Annotated in this window: 24 protein-coding genes and 1 riboswitch; of the genes, 18 read left to right on the plus strand and 6 right to left on the minus strand. The window is 68.2% G+C overall.

Annotation, left to right across the window (positions count from 1 at the left end; genetic code table 11):
* Nucleotides 1-40 precede the first annotated feature (40 nt).
* From folE to ACZ6SF_RS30030, 16 genes are all read left to right on the plus strand, one after another.
* Complete coding sequence (gene folE / locus ACZ6SF_RS29955) at nt 41-712, plus strand: GTP cyclohydrolase I FolE (RefSeq protein WP_450004146.1); 672 nt, start codon at nt 41-43, stop codon at nt 710-712.
* A 92-nt stretch (nt 713-804) separates the two neighbouring features.
* The gene (gene folP, locus ACZ6SF_RS29960) at nt 805-1623 is read left to right on the plus strand and encodes a dihydropteroate synthase (RefSeq protein WP_466066925.1); all 819 of its coding nucleotides are present in this window, start codon (nt 805-807) and stop codon (nt 1621-1623) included.
* Entirely contained in the window at nt 1620-2012 is a 393-nt protein-coding gene (gene folB, locus ACZ6SF_RS29965; protein ID WP_466066634.1) for a dihydroneopterin aldolase, read from the plus strand. Before folP ends, folB begins: the two co-directional genes overlap by 4 nt.
* On the plus strand, nt 2009-2554 hold the full coding sequence (gene folK / locus ACZ6SF_RS29970) for a 2-amino-4-hydroxy-6-hydroxymethyldihydropteridine diphosphokinase (protein WP_466066636.1): 546 nt from the start codon (nt 2009-2011) through the stop codon (nt 2552-2554). The genes folB and folK overlap by 4 nt, the downstream gene beginning before the upstream one ends.
* Before the next feature lie 25 nt (nt 2555-2579).
* Nucleotides 2580-3119 carry a DUF3180 domain-containing protein gene (locus ACZ6SF_RS29975; protein WP_466066638.1) on the plus strand — a complete coding sequence of 180 codons (540 nt, stop codon included), beginning with the start codon at nt 2580-2582 and terminating at the stop codon, nt 3117-3119.
* A gap of 121 nt (nt 3120-3240) precedes the next feature.
* Complete coding sequence (locus ACZ6SF_RS29980; RefSeq protein ID WP_466066640.1) at nt 3241-4416, plus strand: DUF6779 domain-containing protein; 1176 nt, start codon at nt 3241-3243, stop codon at nt 4414-4416.
* A 116-nt stretch (nt 4417-4532) separates the two neighbouring features.
* The gene (locus tag ACZ6SF_RS29985; RefSeq protein WP_466066642.1) at nt 4533-5486 is read left to right on the plus strand and encodes a Rossmann-like and DUF2520 domain-containing protein; all 954 of its coding nucleotides are present in this window, start codon (nt 4533-4535) and stop codon (nt 5484-5486) included.
* A 132-nt stretch (nt 5487-5618) separates the two neighbouring features.
* On the plus strand, nt 5619-6587 hold the full coding sequence (gene panC / locus ACZ6SF_RS29990; RefSeq protein ID WP_466066644.1) for a pantoate--beta-alanine ligase: 969 nt from the start codon (nt 5619-5621) through the stop codon (nt 6585-6587).
* A 70-nt stretch (nt 6588-6657) separates the two neighbouring features.
* Nucleotides 6658-7077: an aspartate 1-decarboxylase gene (panD, locus tag ACZ6SF_RS29995; RefSeq protein WP_357428688.1), complete on the plus strand. Its 420-nt coding sequence runs from the start codon at nt 6658-6660 to the stop codon at nt 7075-7077.
* Nucleotides 7078-7094: 17 nt separating this feature from the next.
* On the plus strand, nt 7095-7889 hold the full coding sequence (locus tag ACZ6SF_RS30000) for a type III pantothenate kinase (RefSeq protein WP_466066646.1): 795 nt from the start codon (nt 7095-7097) through the stop codon (nt 7887-7889).
* A 195-nt stretch (nt 7890-8084) separates the two neighbouring features.
* Nucleotides 8085-8702 (plus strand): cupin domain-containing protein, encoded by a 618-nt coding sequence (locus ACZ6SF_RS30005; protein WP_466066648.1) that lies wholly within the window; start codon nt 8085-8087, stop codon nt 8700-8702.
* 8 nt (nt 8703-8710) lie between these two features.
* A complete protein-coding gene (locus tag ACZ6SF_RS30010; protein WP_466066927.1) occupies nt 8711-9133 on the plus strand; it encodes a rhodanese-like domain-containing protein in 423 nt (140 codons plus the stop codon).
* Between the two features lie 299 nt (nt 9134-9432).
* Nucleotides 9433-10899: a lysine--tRNA ligase gene (gene lysS, locus ACZ6SF_RS30015; RefSeq protein WP_466066929.1), complete on the plus strand. Its 1467-nt coding sequence runs from the start codon at nt 9433-9435 to the stop codon at nt 10897-10899.
* A gap of 118 nt (nt 10900-11017) precedes the next feature.
* Nucleotides 11018-11377 (plus strand): histone-like nucleoid-structuring protein Lsr2, encoded by a 360-nt coding sequence (locus ACZ6SF_RS30020; protein ID WP_466066650.1) that lies wholly within the window; start codon nt 11018-11020, stop codon nt 11375-11377.
* A 249-nt stretch (nt 11378-11626) separates the two neighbouring features.
* A complete protein-coding gene (locus ACZ6SF_RS30025; RefSeq protein WP_466066652.1) occupies nt 11627-12250 on the plus strand; it encodes an FHA domain-containing protein in 624 nt (207 codons plus the stop codon).
* A gap of 283 nt (nt 12251-12533) precedes the next feature.
* A complete protein-coding gene (locus ACZ6SF_RS30030; RefSeq protein WP_466066654.1) occupies nt 12534-15089 on the plus strand; it encodes an ATP-dependent Clp protease ATP-binding subunit in 2556 nt (851 codons plus the stop codon).
* A 70-nt stretch (nt 15090-15159) separates the two neighbouring features.
* Here ACZ6SF_RS30030 and ACZ6SF_RS30035 read toward each other — a convergent pair whose 3' ends face one another.
* Both ACZ6SF_RS30035 and ACZ6SF_RS30040 read right to left on the minus strand, forming a co-directional pair.
* Nucleotides 15160-15588: a DUF1877 family protein gene (locus ACZ6SF_RS30035; RefSeq protein ID WP_466066656.1), complete on the minus strand. Its 429-nt coding sequence runs from the start codon at nt 15586-15588 to the stop codon at nt 15160-15162.
* 83 nt (nt 15589-15671) lie between these two features.
* A complete protein-coding gene (locus ACZ6SF_RS30040; protein WP_466066657.1) occupies nt 15672-16769 on the minus strand; it encodes a sensor histidine kinase in 1098 nt (365 codons plus the stop codon).
* A gap of 256 nt (nt 16770-17025) precedes the next feature.
* On the opposite strand from ACZ6SF_RS30040, the gene ACZ6SF_RS30045 reads away from it, so the two are divergent.
* Entirely contained in the window at nt 17026-17412 is a 387-nt protein-coding gene (locus ACZ6SF_RS30045; protein WP_466066659.1) for an SRPBCC family protein, read from the plus strand.
* A 56-nt stretch (nt 17413-17468) separates the two neighbouring features.
* Nucleotides 17469-17912, plus strand: coding sequence for an OsmC family peroxiredoxin (locus ACZ6SF_RS30050; RefSeq protein ID WP_466066661.1), 444 nt, complete (start codon nt 17469-17471; stop codon nt 17910-17912).
* Between the two features lie 84 nt (nt 17913-17996).
* Here ACZ6SF_RS30050 and ACZ6SF_RS30055 read toward each other — a convergent pair whose 3' ends face one another.
* The 4 genes from ACZ6SF_RS30055 to mhuD all read right to left on the minus strand — a co-directional run bounded on the left by ACZ6SF_RS30055 (nt 17997) and on the right by mhuD (nt 20094).
* Nucleotides 17997-18416, minus strand: coding sequence for a hypothetical protein (locus ACZ6SF_RS30055; RefSeq protein ID WP_466066662.1), 420 nt, complete (start codon nt 18414-18416; stop codon nt 17997-17999).
* 117 nt (nt 18417-18533) lie between these two features.
* The gene (locus ACZ6SF_RS30060; protein ID WP_466066664.1) at nt 18534-19340 is read right to left on the minus strand and encodes a CbtA family protein; all 807 of its coding nucleotides are present in this window, start codon (nt 19338-19340) and stop codon (nt 18534-18536) included.
* On the minus strand, nt 19331-19525 hold the full coding sequence (locus ACZ6SF_RS30065; RefSeq protein WP_466066666.1) for a CbtB domain-containing protein: 195 nt from the start codon (nt 19523-19525) through the stop codon (nt 19331-19333). The genes ACZ6SF_RS30060 and ACZ6SF_RS30065 overlap by 10 nt, the downstream gene beginning before the upstream one ends.
* Before the next feature lie 35 nt (nt 19526-19560).
* Nucleotides 19561-19679, minus strand: a riboswitch (cobalamin riboswitch).
* Between the two features lie 100 nt (nt 19680-19779).
* Nucleotides 19780-20094, minus strand: coding sequence for a mycobilin-forming heme oxygenase MhuD (gene mhuD / locus ACZ6SF_RS30070; protein ID WP_058853342.1), 315 nt, complete (start codon nt 20092-20094; stop codon nt 19780-19782).
* Nucleotides 20095-20165 lie beyond the last annotated feature (71 nt).

The raw sequence follows: 20165 nt of genomic DNA on the forward strand, positions 1-20165 counted from the left end.
GGTGTGCCTTGCCGTGCCCGAGATGTGGAGGTGTCCTCGAATGTCGGCCAATCAGCAAACCAACGGCCATACCGCCGCTATCCCCGCGGAACTGGGCGAAACCGGCGGTCCCGCACCCGAGCTCATCGCCCTGCACACCGGTAGACCGTTCGATCAGGCCCGGGCCGAGGCGGCGGTCCGGGAGCTGCTGCTCGCGGTGGGCGAGAACCCGGACCGGCCGGGCCTGCTGGACACTCCGGCCCGGGTCGCCCGCGCCTATCGGGAGATGTTCGCCGGCCTGTACGTGGAACCGGACTCGGTGCTGAACACCACGTTCGACGAAGAGCACCAGGAACTGGTGCTGGTTCGAGACATCCCGATGTACTCGACCTGCGAACATCATCTGGTGTCGTTCCACGGGGTCGCCCATGTCGGCTACATCCCCGGCCCGCACGGCCGGGTGACCGGTCTGTCGAAACTCGCCCGCCTGGTGGACCTGTACGCCAAACGGCCGCAGGTCCAGGAGCGGCTGACCAGCCAGATCGCCGATGCCGTGATGCGGAAACTGGATCCGCGCGGTGCGATCGTCGTGGTGGAGGCCGAACATCTGTGCATGGCGATGCGCGGAATCCGCAAACCCGGCGCCAGCACCACCACCTCGGCGGTGCGCGGTCTGTTGCAGACCAACTCGGCCTCCCGCTCGGAGGCCCTCGACCTGATCCTGCGCAAGTGACCCCTCAGCGACCGGCCGTAGCCGTGCCCACTCTCACCGGAATCCTGCCCCGGCCGGGAGTCCGGCCGCGGCCCGGCCGTTCGTGTGTGGTGATGGGTGTGGTGAACGTCACCAGCGATTCGTTCTCCGACGGCGGGCGCTATCTGGATCCGCGGCGGGCCATCGAACACGGCATCCGGCTCTACGAGACCGGCGCCGACATCATCGATGTGGGCGGGGAGTCCACCCGGCCCGGGGCGGTGCGGGTCGCCGCGGAAACCGAGATCGAACGGGTGGTTCCGGTGATCACCGGGCTCACCGCCGCGGGCGTGCCCACCAGCGTCGATACGATGCGTGCCGCGGTCGCCGACGCTGCCGTCGCGGCCGGGGTCGCGATGATCAACGATGTCTCCGGCGGCCGCGCCGATCCCGCCATGGCCGAGGTGGTCGCCGCCGCGGATATTCCGTGGATCCTGATGCACTGGCGGGCCGCCGCCGACTACCGGCACACCGGCCCCGCCGATCACTACGACGATGTGGTCGCCGAGGTCCGGGCCGAACTCGGTACGCAGGTGCAGTACGCGATCGACGCCGGAGTGGATCCCGCCCGTTTGATCCTGGACCCGGGTCTGGGTTTCGCGAAGTCCGCCGAGCACAACTGGGCGCTGCTGGCCGCCCTGGACCGGTTCGTCGCCGACGGTTTCCCGGTGCTGGTCGGCGCCTCCCGCAAACGGTTCCTGGGGTCGCTGCTGGCCGATTCCGAGAACCCGCGCCCGCCCGCCGGCCGGGATACCGCCACCGCGACCGTTTCGTCGCTGGCCGCCTGGCACGGTGCGTGGGGTGTGCGGGTGCACGATGTGCTGGGATCCCAGGACGCGATCGCCGTGACCGACGCCTGGCGCCGGGCCCAGCGCGAGGGAGACCTCCGGTGAGCACCCCGCCACCTGCCCCGGACCGGATCGAATTACGCGGGCTGCGGGTATTCGGGCACCACGGCGTCTTCGACCACGAACGCCGCGACGGCCAGGAGTTCCTGGTGGATCTGACCGTCTGGACCGATATCTCCACCGCCGCGGCCACCGACGATCTCGCCTACACCGTGGACTACGGGGCGCTGGCCGATCTGGCCGTGCGGATCGTGCAGGGCCCACCACGCGATCTGATCGAGACCGTCGCCGCCGAAATCGCCGACCGGGTCCGCGAGGTGCCCGGTGTCGCGGACGTGGAAGTGGTTCTGCACAAACCGGGCGCGCCGATCCCGCACCGGTTCGCCGACGTCCGGGTGGTCACCGCCGGCCACCGGAACCGGGAACGCGCATGACCCGCGCCGTGCTGTCCATCGGCTCCAATATGGGAGACCGTCTGGAACTGCTGCGCGGCGTCGTCACCGGATTCGGCGGACGGGTCCGCGCGGTATCGCCGGTGTACCGCACCGCGCCCTGGGGCGGTGTCGAGCAGGAGGACTTCCTCAACGCGGTGCTGATCGCCGAGGACCCGGCCTACGGCTGCCACGACTGGCTGCGGCACGGTCAGCGGCTCGAACAGGCCGCCGGGCGGGAACGCACGGTGCGCTGGGGCGCCCGCACGCTCGACGTCGATGTCGTGTGGTGCGCGGAAACGGCGGGCGGCGTGCCGCGGCCGGTCCGGCTCGACGATCCCGATCTGACCCTCCCGCATCCCCGGGCGCACCACCGGGCCTTCGTACTGGTGCCGTGGCTCGCGGTGGAGCCGGATGCGTCGCTCGAGGTCGACGGCGCCGAGCGCCGGGTGCGCGACCTGCTCGCCGCCCTGGACCCGGCCGAGCCCGCGGGCGTGCACCGGACCGGATACGAGTTGAATCCCGCCGCGGGAGCGGCGCCATGACCCTCACCGCCGCGGGAGCGGCGCCATGACACTCGGGGACAGCGATATGAACACCAGTGGTGGTCCGGGCGGCGGGGACGACGGGGGGATGAAGCTCGGTCCCACCAAGATCCGGGAACTCCTGGCCAATGTGCTGATCGCGGCGGTGATCGCCTGGGTGGCGACCCGCCTCGCGTACTCGAGTTTCCCGCCGATATCCACACTCGCGGGTGCGTCGCTGTATCCGGTCGCGGCGTTGGAGCTCGCTCTCGGCTTCTATATCCGCAGCCGGGTGACCAACCGGCAGATCGGCGCCGACCGGCGGCAACTGCATCCGATCACCGTCGCCCGGGCGCTGGCACTGGCCAAGGCGTCGGCGCAGGTCGGGTCGCTGGTCACCGGCGTATGGCTGGGTTTTCTGCTGTGGGTTTTCCCGCAACGCGGTGATCTCCGCGCGGCCGCCGCCGACTATCCGGGCGCCCTGATCGGATGCGGCGCCGGAATCGCGCTGGTCCTGTCCGCCCTGTGGCTCGAATACAGCTGCCGGGCCCCCGACGACCCCACCGACGACCCGGCACCGTCGTAGCCCCGGGTCGTCGTGATCGATCACGCCCATTCTGACCTGGGCGCGGCTGCGTATCGCGGCTACCCTTGCGGTCATGGTTTCACCGTCCCGCAGTAGTACTTCCGCGCGAGGCCGGGAAGATGTGGGCAGGCTCTTCCTCGGCGCATTGGTTCTACTCGGACTGGTGGCCAGCGGTTTTCTGGTTCTCAGCGATAGCCTGCAGTACATCCGGGTGGGTCTGGTGGCGGCGCTGTGGGCCGCGGTACTGGGGGCCTGGGGGGTGAGCAGGTACCAGGCGAAGGTCCGTGAGATGCGCCGGGTGTACCGGCTGGAACTCGAACGGGAGATCAGCGCCCGGCGCGAACACGAATTCGGCGTCGAGGCCCGGGTCCGGGCCGAGGTGGGTGCCGAGGCCACCGAGATGGCCGCGCTGCGGGCCGAGCTCGCGGTGCTGCGCCGGCAGCTGCAGCGGTTGTTCGACGGTGATCTCCCCGAAGAGCGTCCGGCCCTGCGCGCCACCGCGGTGCGGGTGCACGAACTGCCCGGTGTCGAGGACCGGCCCGTGCTGGCGGCGGGGTGGAAAGCCTCCGACGAGGGCGAACATCATGCGGTGGATGCCTGGGCCGACGCCGCGGCGAGCTGGTCTCATGCCGCCGACGGCTGGGTCGATCCCGAACCGGAGCACTCCGGCGCCGAGGACTCCGAGGTCACCGGCGATACCGAACCCGCCGAAATCGCCGAAGACACCCGGAAGGAAGCCGAGACGGGCGGGACCCGGGACCGCGATCCCGGTACGCCGGTATACGACACCGATCATCCCGGCCGTCCCCGCTTCGCCGGTCCCGATGATGCCCCGGTGACCGCCGAAACCGCGGTCGTGCGCTTGGACCAGGAACCGCCGTGGAACCGGTCCGCACCGGATATGTCCGGCCCCAGCTGGGCCGACGCGTTCACCGAGGTGGAGTACGACCCCGACGAGGCCCAGGCCGGATCCACCGAGCCCGACGCCGGGGATTCCGGCGCGGACCCGGCCGCGGCCGGCCCGCCGGCCCGATCCGGAGAGCAGCCCGGATCCGATGCGAAGGATCGTCCGTCCCGGCCGGCCCCCGAGGCCGCGACCGTGGACGCCGGGCCGTCGAAAGGGGAGGCGGCCGCCAAGCCTCGCGAGCGGGCCGGGCGGATACCGACCCCGCGTTTCCCCCGGTCGGTGAATTCCCGGCGCCGCCGTACCCAGGCCGATCCGGCCGGAACCCGCAAGTTGTCGGTCGCCGAGATCATGGCGAATCTGAGCCGGGAAGAGGAGCAGCGCAGCTCCTGAAGTGCGGCGCACATCACCCGGCCCGGCATGGCGCAGCGGCCGTGGGCCGCCCTATCCTCGACACGTAACGTCCGGTACCCGCATGGCGGGACTGGAACGACTTCGAGAGGACACTGTTGACCTCGCCACGCGTGACTCCTGGCAATCCGGCCGCGAGTGGTGATCCGGCGCCCGCACGACTGACGGTAGGAATCGTCTCGGCGGGACGCGTGGGATCGGCACTCGGCGCCGCGCTCGAGCGCGCCGGACATGTGGTGTTCGGCGTCGCCGCGATATCCGACGCCTCCGTGCGCCGCGCGCAGTCCCGGCTGCCCGAATCGCGCATCCTGCCCGTCGAAGAGGTCGCGGCCCGCAGCGAACTACTGATCCTGGCGGTACCGGACGCCGAGCTGGCCGGCCTGGTCCACGGCCTGGCCGGATCGGGCAAGGTCCGGCCCGGCACGATCGTCGCCCACACCTCCGGCGCCAACGGCATCGGTGTACTCGAACCGCTGCGCGAAGCCGGGGCGCTACCGCTGGCCCTGCATCCCGCCATGACCTTCACCGGCCACGACGAAGATCTCTCCCGCCTGTCCAACGCCTGTTTCGGTATCACCGCCGCCGATGAGATCGGTTACGCGATCGCGCAATCCCTGGTCATCGAAATGGGCGGGGAACCGGTGCGGGTCGCCGAAGAGCACCGCACGCTCTATCACGCCGCCCTCGCGCACGGCAGCAATCATCTGGTGACCCTGATACTCGACGCCGTGGAAGCGCTGCGGACGGCCCTGGCCGGGCCCGGCCTGCTCGGCCAGCAGACCGTCGACGACCGGCCGAACGGTCTGCCGGAACGTCTGCTGGCGCCGCTGGCCTCGGCGGCGCTGGACAACGCCCTGCGCCGCGGTCAGTCCGCGCTGACCGGACCGGTGGCGCGCGGCGATACCGCGGCCGTCGCCGCCCATCTGGACGCGCTCGCCGCCGCCGACCCGCGGATCGCCGCCGGGTATCGCGCGCTGTCGCTGCGCACCGCCGAGCGGGCCCAGGCCCCGGCGGAGCTTCGCGAACTGCTGAATACGAAGGAGGCACCATGATGCGATACCTCCGGCTTCGCTCCGGCCTCCGCGGACCGCATCCAACCCCTTCGAAGGAGGCGCCATGATGCGATACCTCCGGCTTCGCTCCGGCCTCCGCGGACCGCATCCAACCCCTTCGAAGGAGGCGCCATGACGGATGGGGCTCTGCGCGGTGCGTACCGTGCCGGTGAACTGACCGTGCAGCACGATCCCGCCGTGATCGGCAAGGTCGTGCGGGCGCTGCGCGGCGCCGGGCGCACCGTCGGTCTGGTGCCCACCATGGGCGCGCTGCACGAAGGCCACCTGGAACTGGTTCGCCGGGCCAAGCGCACGAATCAGGTCGTGGTGGTGTCGATCTTCGTCAACCCGCTGCAGTTCGGCGCGGGTGAGGACCTGGACAGCTATCCGCGCACCCTGGACGCCGATGTCGAACTGTTGCGCGGCGAGGGCGTCGGCCTGGTGTTCGCCCCCAGCGCGGCCGAGATGTATCCCGACGGCCCCCGCACCACCGTCCATCCCGGCCCGGCCGGTGCCGACCTCGAGGGCGCGTCCCGGCCCACCCATTTCGCCGGGATGCTCACCGTGGTCGCCAAACTCCTGCAGATCGTGGGACCGCACGAGGCCTTCTTCGGTGAGAAGGACTACCAGCAGCTGGCGCTGATCCGGCAGATGGTCCGCGATCTGAATTTCGACGCGAAGATCGTCGCCGTGCCGACCGTGCGTGAGGCCGACGGCCTCGCGATGTCCTCCCGCAACCGGTATCTCGGGCCGGACCAGCGCGAACTCGCCACCACCCTGTCCGCCGCCCTGCTGGCCGGGGCGCGGTCCGGCGCCGCGGGCCCGGAAGCCGTGCTCACCGCCGCCCGCGCGGTTTTGGCCGCGGCCCCCGGGATAGCGGTCGACTACCTCGAACTGCGCGCCGCGGACCTGGGCCCGGCTCCCGAGACCGGTAATGCCCGGCTGCTGGTCGCGGCCCGCATCGGCAGCACCCGCCTGATCGACAATGCCGCCGTTCAGCTGGGCGTGGAGCTCGACGGTCACCCCGACGCCCGCACCACCGGAACCGACACCTCGCAGGAGGCTCCGGACGGTATCCCCACCGGAACGGGCCGCCGATGAGTACCGAGACCTCGGGGCCCGAACCCGCGCCGCCGAAGGCGGCGCAATTCAACACAGAAAGGTGACCGCGATGTTGCGCACCATGATGAAGTCGAAGATCCATCGGGCCACCGTGACCCATGCCGATCTGCACTACGTCGGATCCGTGACCGTGGACCAGGATCTGCTCGACGCGGCCGATCTGCTCGAGGGCGAACAGGTCTGCATCGTCGATATCGACAACGGCGCACGGCTCGAGACCTACGTGATCGCCGGTGAGCGCGGTTCCGGGGTGATCGGTATCAACGGCGCCGCCGCGCATCTGGTGAATCCCGGTGACCTGGTGATTCTCATCGCCTACGGGATGATGGACGAGGCCGAGCTGCGGAACTACGACCCGAAGGTGGTGTTCGTGGATTCCCGTAACCGGGCGGTGGAGCTCGGTTCGGATCCGGCGCACGCCCCGGAGGGGTCGGATCTGATCAGCCCCCGCAACCTGTCGCTGGTCTGAGCGCCGGTACGCCGCGCATGCTCCTGACCATCGACGTCCGGACGACGAGCACGGTGATCGGGCTGATCACCGGTACCGGTCCGCAGGCCGAACTGGTACGGCACTGGCGGATCCACACCAATCCGCTGCATACGGCGGACGAGTTCGCGATGAATCTGCGCGGTCTCGTCGGCGCGGATCTGGACCTGGTGTCCGGCGTGGCCGGACTGTCCACCATGCCCCCGATGTTGCGGGAGCTGCGGCTGATGCTGGAACGCTACTGGCAGCACGTTCCGCATGTACTGGTGGAGCCGGGCGTGCGCACCGGTATTCCGCTGCTGGTGGACAACCCCAAGGAAGTCGGCGCCGATCGGATCGTGAACGGTCTGGCCGCGTTCCACGAGTACGGTACGGCCGCGATCGTGGTGGATTTCGGGGTGTCGATCTGTGTCGACCTGGTTTCGGCGAAGGGGGAGTTCCTCGGCGGGGTGATCGCCCCGGGGGTGGAGATCGCCACCGAGGCGCTGATCGAACGGGCGGCCCTGCGCCGGGTCGAGCTGACCCGCCCGCGCTCGGTGATCGGCAAGAACAGCGTCGAATGCATCCAGTCCGGGGCCATTTTCGGATTCGCGGGGCTGGTGGACGGTTTGATCGACCGGATCCGCGACGATATCGACGGATTCTCCGGGCCGGATGTCGCGGTGGTGGCGACGGGTGCGGCCGCACCGCTGATCATCGGCGAATCGGAAACGGTCGAACATCACCGGCCGCATCTCACGCTGACGGGTTTGGGGCTCGTCTACGAGCGTAATCAACGGCGGACCCGCGGCTGACCGGTCCGCGGCCGGTTCCGCCGCCGTGTGACGCATTCCGCTGTGCCGCGTGTGGTCGCCACGGCGCCGGGTTGCTAAGCTCTCGATGTGCTGAACCGCATGCGTACCCAGGAGTGTTGTCGAGGCTGACGCGCCTCGACGGTTCGAGGCATTCGTGAAGTCCTCGATCCTTACTCTTCCCCTGGAGATGCGCTCATGCGTTCCCCTGTTCTTTCGTCGGTAGTGCGGCCCTCGTCTCGTGAGATCTCTGCCGCCGCGAATCCGATCCCCGATCGCCCGATCGCCCCGGCGCTGCCGACCCGGCTGCGGCCCGCCGATCTGCTGCGGCTCACGGACGAAACCGGTGAGGACGTGCTCTCCGGCCGGTACGACCATCTGCTGCCCACCGACGGCCGCTGGCCGGCCGTGGACCGGTGGGCCACCCGGCTCGTCTCCGACGACGAGGTCGATGTCTGGCTGATCAGCTGGACCCCCGACAAATCCACCCAGTTACACGATCACGCCGGTTCCCTGGGCGCCCTCACGGTGCTCAGCGGCGCCTTGGCCGAGTATCGCTGGAATGGAACCGAGCTGCGGCACCGGGTGCTGTCGGCCGGCGATCAGGCGGCGTTTCCGATCGGCTGGGTGCACGACGTCGTCCGCGCTCCCGATCGGATATCGATTTCCGGTTCGGCCGGGCCTCTCGACCCCACTCTGAGCGTGCACGCGTATTCGCCGCCGCTCACCGCCATGTCCTATTACGAGGTGACGGGGCACGGCAGTCTGCGCCGTACTCGCACTGTCCTCACCGATCAGCCCGAAGGTGAACTCTGATGTCGCGACTGACCATCGATCAGATGCTCGACAATGCCCGCGCGCAGTTGCGGCGTATCCATCCCGTGGAATTACCGGCCGCCCTCGCCCGGGGCGCGATCCTGGTCGATATCCGGCCCGCCGCACAGCGAAACCGGGAGGGCACTCTCCCGGGCGCGCTGGTCATCGAGCGGAATGTGCTGGAGTGGCGGCTGGACCCCAGTAGTTCGGCACGTCTGGCACTGGCCACCGACCACGATGTGGAATGGATCGTGCTGTGCTCGGAGGGCTATACCTCCAGTCTGGCCGCGGCGTCGTTGCGCCAATTGGGCCTGCACCGGGCGACCGATCTGGTCGGCGGATATCGGGCGCTGGAGGCCGCGGGTATGCGGGCGGTCGCGACCGGTGCCGCGCACTTCACCCGGGAAGTGCGCTCGCTGGCAGTTCTCTGAATAAGCTCGGCGGGCGGCGAATGCGGCAGAACGGCAATACATTTCCGCCGCGCCGGACGTATCGTGGATTAATTCGAAGCTACCGAATGGTCTTTTTTCGGTCGGCGGGTAGCCGCGCGCTGTCCCGCCGATTCGATATCGCACTGTAGAGGGCGGGCGGCCGACGAATCGATTTGCCGTGCACGCTAGGGTGGTTCGCTGTGAGCAACCCGAACTCCTCGTCATCCGGCGGCTCCGCGGGCGTTGTTCCTGCGGGGCGAGCGAGCCGTTCCGCGGAAGTCGACGACGTCCCCGAGCAGATGCGGATCCGGCGGGAGAAGCGGGAGCGGTTGCTGGCGGCCGGCGGTGAGGCCTATCCGGTCACTGTCCCGCGTACGCATACGCTCGCCGAAATCCGTGCCGCCTATCCGGATCTGGCCGCCGATACCGCCACCGGGCAGCAGGCCGGTGTGGCGGGCCGCGTCATATTCATGCGGAATACCGGGAAATTGTGCTTCGCGCAATTGCAAGAGGGCGACGGGACCACGCTGCAGGCGATGATCAGTCTGAACGGCGTGGGCGCGGACGCCCTCGCGGCGTGGAAGGCCGATGTGGACCTCGGCGATATGGTCTTCGTGCACGGCGAGGTCATCTCGTCGCGGACCGGCGAATTGAGCATCATGGCCGATTCCTGGTCGATGGCCGCCAAGTCGCTGCGCCCCCTCCCCGTCGCGCACAAAGAGATGAGCGAGGAGTCCCGGGTCCGGCAGCGCTATGTCGATCTGATCGTGCGCCCGGAGGCCCGCCATATGGCTCGTACCCGGGTCGCGGTGGTGCGGGCGCTGCGGAACGCACTCGAGAGGCGGGGTTTCCTCGAGGTCGAGACGCCGATGCTGCAGACCCTGCACGGCGGGGCCGCCGCGCGGCCGTTCCAGACCCACTCCAATGCGCTCGATATGGATCTCTACCTGCGCATTGCTCCGGAACTGTTTCTGAAACGGTGCGTTGTCGGTGGTATCGATCGGGTCTTCGAGATCAATCGCAACTTTCGTAACGAAGGCGCCGATTCTACCCATTCGCCCGAGTTTGCGATGTTGGAAACATACGAGGCGTACGGCACCTACGACGACTCCGCGCGGATGATTCGGGAATTGATCCAGGAAGTCGCGCAGGAGGCTCTGGGAACCCAGGTGGTGCCCCTCGCCGACGGGTCGGAATACGACCTGGGTGGTGAGTGGACAACCGTCGAGATGTATCCGTCGCTATCGGAGTCGGTGGGGGTCGAGGTCACCCCGGAAACAACTGTTCAGGAATTGCTGGAGCTGGCCGATCGGGTCGGTCTGGAAATTCCCGAGGGCAAGGGCTACGGTCACGGCAAACTCGTCGAGGAACTGTGGGAGCACACCTACGGCGACAAGCTGTACGTGCCGACTTTCGTCCGTGATTTCCCGGTCGAGACCTCTCCGCTGACCAGGCAGCATCGTTCGCGCGCGGGTGTCACGGAGAAGTGGGATCTGTATGTCCGTGGCTTCGAGTTGGCTACGGGTTATTCGGAGTTGGTGGACCCGGTGATCCAGCGCGAACGCTTCGTCGACCAGGCCCGGCTGGCCGCGGCCGGTGACGACGAGGCAATGGTGCTCGACGAAGACTTCCTCGCCGCGATGGAACACGGGATGCCGCCGACGACCGGAACGGGTATGGGAATCGATAGGTTGTTGATGGCTCTCACCGGATTGGGAATCCGCGAAACGATACTGTTCCCAATAGTTCGGCCGGCCGGCCGTTGAGCGAACGGTTTGCATAGCCGATCGCTCGTCTTGGAATTTTCCGAATCAGAGGTATTCTTGCCTCGGGTAATCGGCCTGTTTTTGGCGGGTCGCACGATTTCGAGAGGACGTTCATCTCATGGCAAAGAAGGTCACCGTTAGCCTGATCGACGATGTCGACGGTGAGTCCATCGCGGACGAGACCATCGAGTTCGCAATCGATGGGGTGTCGTACGAGATCGATCTGTCGTCGTCGAATGCGACGAAGCTCCGGGACGAGCTGGAGCAGTGGGTGGGCAGCGCCCGCCGCGTGAGTGGCCGGCGCCGGGTGAAGTCCGCTGTCGCCGCAGCCGGGGGCACCAAGGCGCGCGCCACGATGGACCGCGAACAAAGCGCGGCAATTCGCGAGTGGGCGCGCCGGAATGGTCACAAGGTTTCCGCACGGGGACGAATCTCCGCGGATATCACCGACGCGTACAACAAGGCCGCGAAGGGATAGTTCTTCTTTCAACCGCCGTGTACCAGGCTTTACCCGACGGCGGCTGGTCTTTCTCGATAGCGATTTGGAATTACCGCTGGCCCCGGCGCTGCGCGCCGGGGTTACTGCGCCCGGCGGGCTTCCACCTTGCTCCGGCGCCCGCTCGCCCGGCACCATAGACAGGTCCGGCCGGGCTCGTTGCGCGACGCAGTTCGGGGGGTTCGTGGTTCGGCAGGTGCTGCCGGTATGGAGAGGTGAGGTATCGGCGCAGTGACCGGATCCGTCGGCTCGTTCCTACGATTCACCGATGACGAAGGCCGCCGGCGCGAGGTGATGCTCAGCCCGGATCGGCAGCGGATCACCATCGGCCGCTCGGCCGGCGCGGACCTCTCGCTGCGCTGGGATGCCGAGGTCTCGCGGTTGCACGCGGCGGTGGAATATCTCGCTGCCCAGTGGACCATCGTCGATGACGGCCTCTCACGCAACGGCACGTTCGTCAACGGCGAACGGTTGCACGGCCGGCGCCGGCTGATGCCGGGCGACCGGATCCGGGTCGGCACGTCACTGGTGTCGTTCCACGATTTCAACGGTGTGGCCGACGACGCCACCCGCGCCTCCAGCGCCTCCATTCCCACCGTCCGATCGCTGACCGCGGCCCAGCGCGGGGTGCTGGTGGCCCTGTGCCGCCCGTACAAGGGCGATGCCGGCTTCGCCGCCCCGGCCTCCAATCAGCAGATCGCCGACGAGTTGTTCCTCAGCGTCGATGCCGTCAAGACCCATCTGCGGGCCCTGTTCGCCAAGTTCGGCGTGGAGGATCTGCCGCAGAACCAGAAGCGGGTGCGACTCGCCGCGCTGGCGATGCGCAGCGGGCTCATCACCGATCGCGACCTCTGACCGCCCGTCCCGGCGCTCCCCAGGCCTGGGAGCGGGTTGTGTTCGCTGTGGGCAAAACCGGAATGGGAAACCAATCCGTGGGTACCGGCGTTATGAGTGAATAACCCTGCCAACGGCCGCAGATCATTAGGGTGGACCGGCGGCGGTGTAATCCCCTGCCAACTAGAGTGGGAGGCGGGGGCCGCAACCCCTGGCCTACATGGCAGGCTGAAACCGACGGTTGTCCACGACACACCACGGCACCGGCCGGCCATAGAGTCCGGAGCAGGAGAGTGAGGGAGCGATGTTCGAGAGGTTCACCGACCGCGCGAGGCGTGTCGTCGTCCTGGCCCAAGAAGAGGCCAGGATGCTCAACCACAACTACATCGGCACCGAGCACATCCTGCTGGGTCTGATCCACGAGGGTGAAGGTGTCGCGGCCAAGTCCCTGGAGTCGCTCGGAATCTCGCTGGAGGGCGTCCGCAGCCAGGTCGAGGAGATCATCGGCCAGGGCCAGCAGGCCCCGTCCGGGCATATTCCGTTCACCCCCCGCGCCAAGAAGGTGCTGGAACTGAGCCTGCGCGAGGCGCTGCAGCTCGGTCACAACTACATCGGTACCGAGCACATCCTGCTCGGCCTGATCCGCGAGGGTGAGGGTGTCGCGGCCCAGGTACTGGTCAAACTCGGCGCCGACCTCAACCGGGTCCGCCAGCAGGTCATCCAGCTGCTGTCCGGGTACCAGGGCAAGGAGCCCGTGGAATCCGGCGCCCGCGGCGAGACCGGGACCCCGTCCACCTCGCTGGTCCTCGACCAGTTCGGCCGCAATCTCACCCAGGCCGCGCTCGAGGGCAAACTCGATCCCGTCATCGGCCGCTCGAAGGAGATCGAGCGGGTCATGCAGGTGCTGAGCCGCCGCACCAAGAACAACCCGGTGCTGATCGGCGAGCCCGGTGTCGGTAAGACCGCGGTGGTCGAGGGCCTGGCCCAGGCCATCGTCAACGGCGAGGTCCCCGAGACCCTCAAGGACAAGCAGCTCTACACCCTCGACCTGGGTTCCCTGGTCGCGGGCAGCCGCTACCGCGGTGATTTCGAGGAGCGCCTGAAGAAGGTGCTCAAGGAGATCAACACCCGCGGCGACATCATCCTGTTCATCGACGAGCTGCATACGCTGGTCGGTGCGGGTGCCGCCGAGGGCGCCATCGACGCGGCCTCGATCCTGAAGCCGAAGCTGGCCCGCGGTGAGCTGCAGACCATCGGCGCCACCACCCTCGACGAGTACCGCAAGTACATCGAGAAGGACGCCGCCCTGGAACGCCGGTTCCAGCCGGTGCAGGTGGGCGAGCCGACCGTCGAGCACACCATCAACATCCTCAAGGGTCTGCGCGACCGCTACGAGGCGCACCACCGGGTGTCCATCACCGACGGTGCCCTGGTGGCCGCCGCCACCCTGGCCGATCGCTACATCAACGACCGGTTCCTGCCGGACAAGGCGATCGACCTGATCGACGAGGCCGGCGCCCGGATGCGTATCCGCCGGATGACCGCCCCGCCCGACCTGCGCGAATTCGACGACAAGATCGCCGACGCGCGCCGGGAGAAGGAATCGGCGATCGACGCGCAGGACTTCGAGAAGGCCGCGCGGCTGCGCGACAAGGAGAAGCAACTCGTCGCCAAACGCGCCGAGCGCGAGAAGCAGTGGCGTTCGGGTGATCTGGATGTCGTGGCCGAGGTCGACGACGAGCAGATCGCCGAGGTGCTGGCCAACTGGACCGGTATCCCCGTGTTCAAGCTCACCGAGGAGGAGACCACCCGTCTGCTCCGTATGGAGGACGAGCTGCACAAGCGGATCATCGGCCAGGAGGACGCGGTCAAGGCCGTTTCCAAGGCCATCCGCCGTACCCGTGCGGGTCTGAAGGATCCCAAGCGTCCGTCCGGTTCGTTCATCTTCGCCGGCCCGTCCGGCGTCGGTAAGACCGAGCTGTCCAAGGCGCTGGCGAACTTCCTGTTCGGCGACGACGACGCCCTCATCCAGATCGATATGGGCGAGTTCCACGACCGCTTCACCGCGTCGCGGCTCTTCGGCGCCCCTCCCGGGTACGTCGGCTACGAAGAGGGCGGCCAGCTCACCGAGAAGGTGCGCCGCAAGCCGTTCTCCGTGGTTTTGTTCGACGAGATCGAAAAGGCCCATCAGGAGATCTACAACACCCTGTTGCAGGTCCTCGAGGACGGCCGCCTGACCGACGGTCAGGGACGCACGGTCGACTTCAAGAACACGGTGCTGATCTTCACCTCGAACCTCGGCACCTCGGATATCTCGAAGGCGGTCGGCCTGGGCTTCACCCAGTCGAACAACGAGGGCTCGAACTACGAGCGGATGAAGCTCAAGGTCAACGACGAGCTGAAGAAGCACTTCCGGCCCGAGTTCCTCAACCGTATCGACGACGTCATCGTCTTCCACCAGCTCACCACCGAGCAGATCGTGGAGATGGTGGATCTGATGATCAACCGCGTCGGCGTGCAGCTGAAGAACAAGGATATGTCGATGGAGCTGACCGACCAGGCCAAGAGCCTGCTGGCCAAGCGCGGTTTCGATCCCGTGCTCGGCGCCCGGCCGCTGCGTCGCACCATCCAGCGCGAGATCGAGGACCAGCTGTCGGAGAAGATCCTCTTCGGCGAGATCGGCCCCGGTCAGAACGTCGTGGTGGATGTCGAGGGCTGGGACGGCGAAGGTTCGGGCGAGGACGCCCACTTCACCTTCACCCCGAAGGCCAAGCTCACCAAGGACGACGGTGAGAAGAAGCCGGAGGTCGTGCTGACCGGTGCGTCCGAGGGCCCGGCCGAGGCCGCCTCGGGCGAGTAGAAGCAACAACGAAGAGGGCCTGCCCACCGGATCCGGTGGGCAGGCCCTCTTCGCCGTCTCCGGTCGTCTGTCAACTCATGCTCATGATTGCCGCGGAACCCGCGACAGCGGCCGAATCGAAGAATTTCACCAGGACGTCGTAGTACTGGCGCAGATAGCCGAGCTCGGCCTCGTCGACCGCCGCGGCTTCGGCGTGCGCGGCGAGCGTCGTGAAAGGTGTTCCGCTCAGCTTTTCCGCGGTCCGTCGGACCAGCGCGGACGACCAGCCGAACAGGATCTCGGAATCGTCGATCGGATGGCCGTCCAGAACCAGGTCGATCCCGGTTCCGGCGCTCTCGAGAAGATCGGACAGGCCCTCCCAGGCCTTATCGAGATAACCGTCGGGCTCGGTCCTGCGGTCGCGGCCGTCGTCGATCACTTCCCAGTGTTTATCCGGATCGGCGAGGACCTGTGCCAGCTGCGCCTCGGATACGCGATCGAACGAAACAACGATTCCCATAGTTCACCCCGATGGTCGGAATTCGACAGCGGGGTGGACGTTAGCGGTACGTACCGACGGTTTCCACCGGGCGCCGGTGCCCGCTATTCCACTGTGGTGGGACCGGTTTCGACTCGCTCGGACGGGTTCTCGCGCCCGGTGGAGCGGTCGGCGTCCGGGGCCGGAATCCGCTTGGTCGACTGCGACCCCACCCGCGACCGCAGAGCTGCGTCCGGATCGGCCGCGACCCGCAGCGGCCGGCTCGGAAGCCTGGCCGCGACACGGTAGCCGCCGCTGGGCTTGGGGCCCGCCGTCAACGCACCGCCCAGGGCGTGGGTCTGTTCGCGCATGGCGATGATGCCCATCCCGCGGGTGGGCCCGGTGTGTTCGGGTTTTCCGGTGGGCCGGGTGTTGTCGACCGTGAGATCGACCGAATCGCCGGTGTAGCGCACGGTGACCGAGGCCTGCGCCCCGGGCGCGTGCAGGAGCACGTTGGCCAGGGATTCGCGCACGATCTGGGTCGCGGCGTCATCGATCGCGGCCGGGAGCGTGGCGGCGGTACCCAGGACCCGCGTCTCGACCGTCAATCCGGCCGTACGCGGTTTGCGCAGCAGTTCGTCCAGGTCGGACAGGGTGGGGTCCGGTTCGCGGGGCGGAGGTGGCGGTGCCGCGGGTATGGGCTGACCGCCGGTTTCGGCGCCGGTGGGCGGCCGGCCCGCGGTACCGGGCCTGTCACGTCGGCCGAATCCGCCCCGCCGGGGCCGTTTCTCGCGGGCCGGCCGGTCCGGCCGGTCGCCGGAGACGCCCGGTGACTCGGTGTCGCTGTCCGCCGCGGCGGCTTCGACCGCCTGGATCGCGTGCCGCAGGGCCTGCACATCCTCGAGTGCGTTGCGGCTGGTGGTCTTGATCTCGGCGACGGTGCCCACGGCCTTGGCCGATTTGTTCTCGACCTGCTGCAGCGCCATTCCGGACTGCACATTGATCAGCGACAGGTTGTGGGCCACGACATCGTGCAATTCGCGCGCGATCAGCAGACGTTCGGCATCCACCTCCAGTTCCCGTCGCTGCCGCGCGACCGTCCGGCCGGCAGCACCCAGTTCCCGGCGCAGGGCGACCAGCGCGCGGCGCTGCCGCACCAGTTCGACCAGCACACCGGCCAGCACCGGCCAGCCCAGTAGCCCGATAATCTGCCAGCTCGTCATCGCGAACTCTCCACCCGCATCACCCTATTCGCCCATCGCACGGACCGTCGGCGCACACCCGGATTCCCGGTGCCGCAATGGTATTCCCGGTGGTCACCGTGCCTGTTCGCGGCGGCCCGCGGGGTGGCGGCGCGGTGAACACCGCATCCACGGCCGTACCCGGGTGCGCGCGAGTATGGTTCTGGAGATGGTCGACCAGCAAGTGCGTGTACCGGACCTGTCAGCACGGCCTTACGAGCTCACGGTGGAGAGGGTGATGACCGCTGCACCGGAACTCCTGTACCTGGCCTGGACACAGGGATTCGATATCTGGTTCGCCGAACCGTCCTCGGTGCGGATGCGGCCGGAGGTAGGCGAGCCGTTCTATTTCGAGACCCGGCACGAGGGGACGATCCGGCCCCACTACGGGCGTTTCCTGCGTCTGGAACCGGGACGGCTGGTCGAGATGACATGGGTGACGGGCGAAGGCGGGACCGAGGGTGCGGAAACCGTGGTCCGGGTGGAGTTCGTGAAACAGCCGCGGGGTATCCGGTTGCGGTTGCGGCACAGCGGGTTCACCGGCGAGATCGCCCGCGATCGGCACCGCGAAGCCTGGCCGGCGGTGCTGACCCGGCTCGACGAACGAACGGCCGCCACGGTCTGACGGGTGCGAGTAGTTTCGTATCGGACGCGAAACGAATCGTCATCGAAAGGATCGTGATGCCCACACGTACCGCGCGCACCGCCTGGACCGGCGGCCTGCAGGACGGCTCCGGCCAGGTCGAACTGGTCAGCTCGGGAGTCGGCAAGTACGAGGTGTCTTTCCCCAAACGTTCGGCGGACGACGCCGGCGGTACCACCAGTCCCGAGGAACTCATCGCGGGGGCGCATTCGTCCTGCTACGCGATGGCGCTGTCGAACGAGATCGCCCAGGCCGGCGGCACCCCGCAGAGTCTCGATGTCTCGGCGGCGGTCACGCTCGGCCCGGATCCGGCCGGCGGTTTCCGGATCAGCCGGATCGCGCTCACCGTCCGGGGCCGGGTCTCCGGGCTCGACGAGGCCGGTTTCGCGACGGCCGCCGCGGCCGCCAAGGCCGGTTGCCCGATCAGCAAGGCGCTGACCGGTGTGGACGAGATCACGCTCGACGCCGCGCTGGAGTCCTGAGCGGGTCCCGGGTCCCGTTACGCGGCGGGACCCGGGACGCGGGCGGGTCGTCGGCGGCCCGCCGTCGCTCGGTATTCCGACCGTTCACGCCCCGCCGGAAAACCAGGCTCGTGCCGCGGGGGTGTACATCGCGGGAATCGCGACCAGTACCGCGAGAAGATGCCCGACGCGGGTCACGGCCACCAGTATGTCGACTCCGGTGACCCCGGACAGGTCACCGATACCGTTCTCCGCGAAAGCGGACAGCGGTTCGACGACCAGCGATGCCAGGCCGATCACGCCGATACCCACGGTGAGCGCGAGACGTGCCCACCGGCCACCGCGAAACATTCGCCACGCGGCGACGGTCACCAGCGCGTATATCGCGGCGCGCAGCGCCCACCCACCGGCCGTCGAGGCAGCGGTCGTCCCGGAATCGCCGAGGAGCGAATCCGCGCTCCGTATCGCCGTCTCCGCCACTCCGAAACCCACCGCGGCCAGGAAGGCCAGAAACGCCGTGGTCACGGCCGCAGGGCGACGCTGGGGGAGCCTACGGGTGGTCTGACCACGACCACGGAACGCCGGGTGGGTATCGGTGGAAGCCATACCACCGACCGTGCACCCGGCGAGCCGGTGCGGGAATCAACCTGCCGTAGCGACCGGTTCGGCTACCCGGGTACTACCGCGTTCGAGCCACTCGGTGATCACGGCGAAAACCAGGCCGATACTCAGCCAGAGGGTGGTGGAAACCGCCAGCGACGCCGTACGGAACTCCCAGAGCAGGCTTGCCGGGAAATCCGCCCCGACCTCGTTCACGCCGGGCAGCAGGATGTATCCCAGCGTCACCACCAGCACGAACGCCGCCGCGGCGGCGACGAGCCGCAGCGAGCCGAGTTGCGCACGCAGCAGATTCCAGGCGGACACCGCCGCCGCGACGGCGACGAGACCCAGGACCACCGCGGCCACCCACAGCAGGGTGCGGTCGTTGATCGTCTCGGGGTCGCCGACCGCGGGCGGGTTGGCCGGGTACTTGAAGAACGGCACCAGCACCACCGCGAGCCAGCCCGCCACGCCGACGCCGAGGACCAGCCGTGGTCCCGGAATCGAGGTGAACCGGCGGGCGTAGTGCGCCGCGGTGGCGACGATCGCGCCGAAGGCCATTCCGGCCAGCGCGTTCGCCAGGAACTGCCCGAACTTCTGCCACGGCCGGCTGACCACGGCCTCGTCCTCACCGTGGCTGTGACCGCCGGCCTCTTCCCCGTGGCTGTGCCCGGCCTCGGTTCCGTGGGACTCCTCCGCGGGCGCGGCCGCCGCCTCCTCGATGGCGATCGCGGCATCCACCTTGGGTTCGCCGACGAAATTACCGACGATCCCGGCCAGCAGGCCGGCGATCAGACCGGCGAGTAATCCACGGATCAGCAGGGCACCGAATGATCCGGTCAGTGGCACGGCACACCGAGCAGATGTCGTCCGTCGTGCATCAGCTCATGCATGAACATCCCGCTGCGCGAGATGGCGCCCTGATCGAAACCGACCAGGTACAGGGTGAGCAATGCCAGCAGAACGACGCCGACGGTGACCAGGACGGTCGCCAAGGTGTCGGCGCTCCGGGCCGGGGCGTGGACTATGGCCATGATGGATCCTCCTCATCCGGATGCTCGCGTCCGGTCGCGAGTTCTGCGAAGATGCCGGTGTCTGGCTCGGTCCATCCCGACCGGGTGGACTTACAGTGGCGCGACCGCTCCGGGTTCCCACCGGATTACCGCCGCACCTTCGCTTACCCTCGGAACTTTGACACCATCGGGCCTGGTCGTCAATATCGCCTCGGCGAAACAGCGCTGGCCACGGCACCCGCGGGTGCCGTGGCCAGCGCTTTCTCCGGGCGAAGTCAGGAAGCGGGCTTACCCGCCACGTCCAGGACCACCTCGAACTCCAGCAGCGAGGCGCCGGTGGCCACCGGCTTGTTCTGCTGCCCCGCGTGGGCTTCCTTGGCCGGTCCGTCCCGCCATGCCGCGAAGGACTCCTCGGAATCCCACTGGGTGACCACGAAGTACCGGTTCTCGCCGGCGGTCGGCCGGAGCAGCTGGAAGCCGAGGAACCCGGGGGAGTTCTCGACGGCGTGCGCGCGGTGAGCGAACCGCTTCTCCAGCTCCGGACCCGCGCCTTCGGGGATCTCGATCGCATTGATCTTCACAACAGCCATGGGCCCATTCTGCCTCTAATTTTGGAGCGGCTCCGCCGCTCGAGGGTGGGGCCCTGTTGACCCGGTTCTTC

Source organism: Nocardia sp. NPDC049935 (assembly GCF_055586645.1).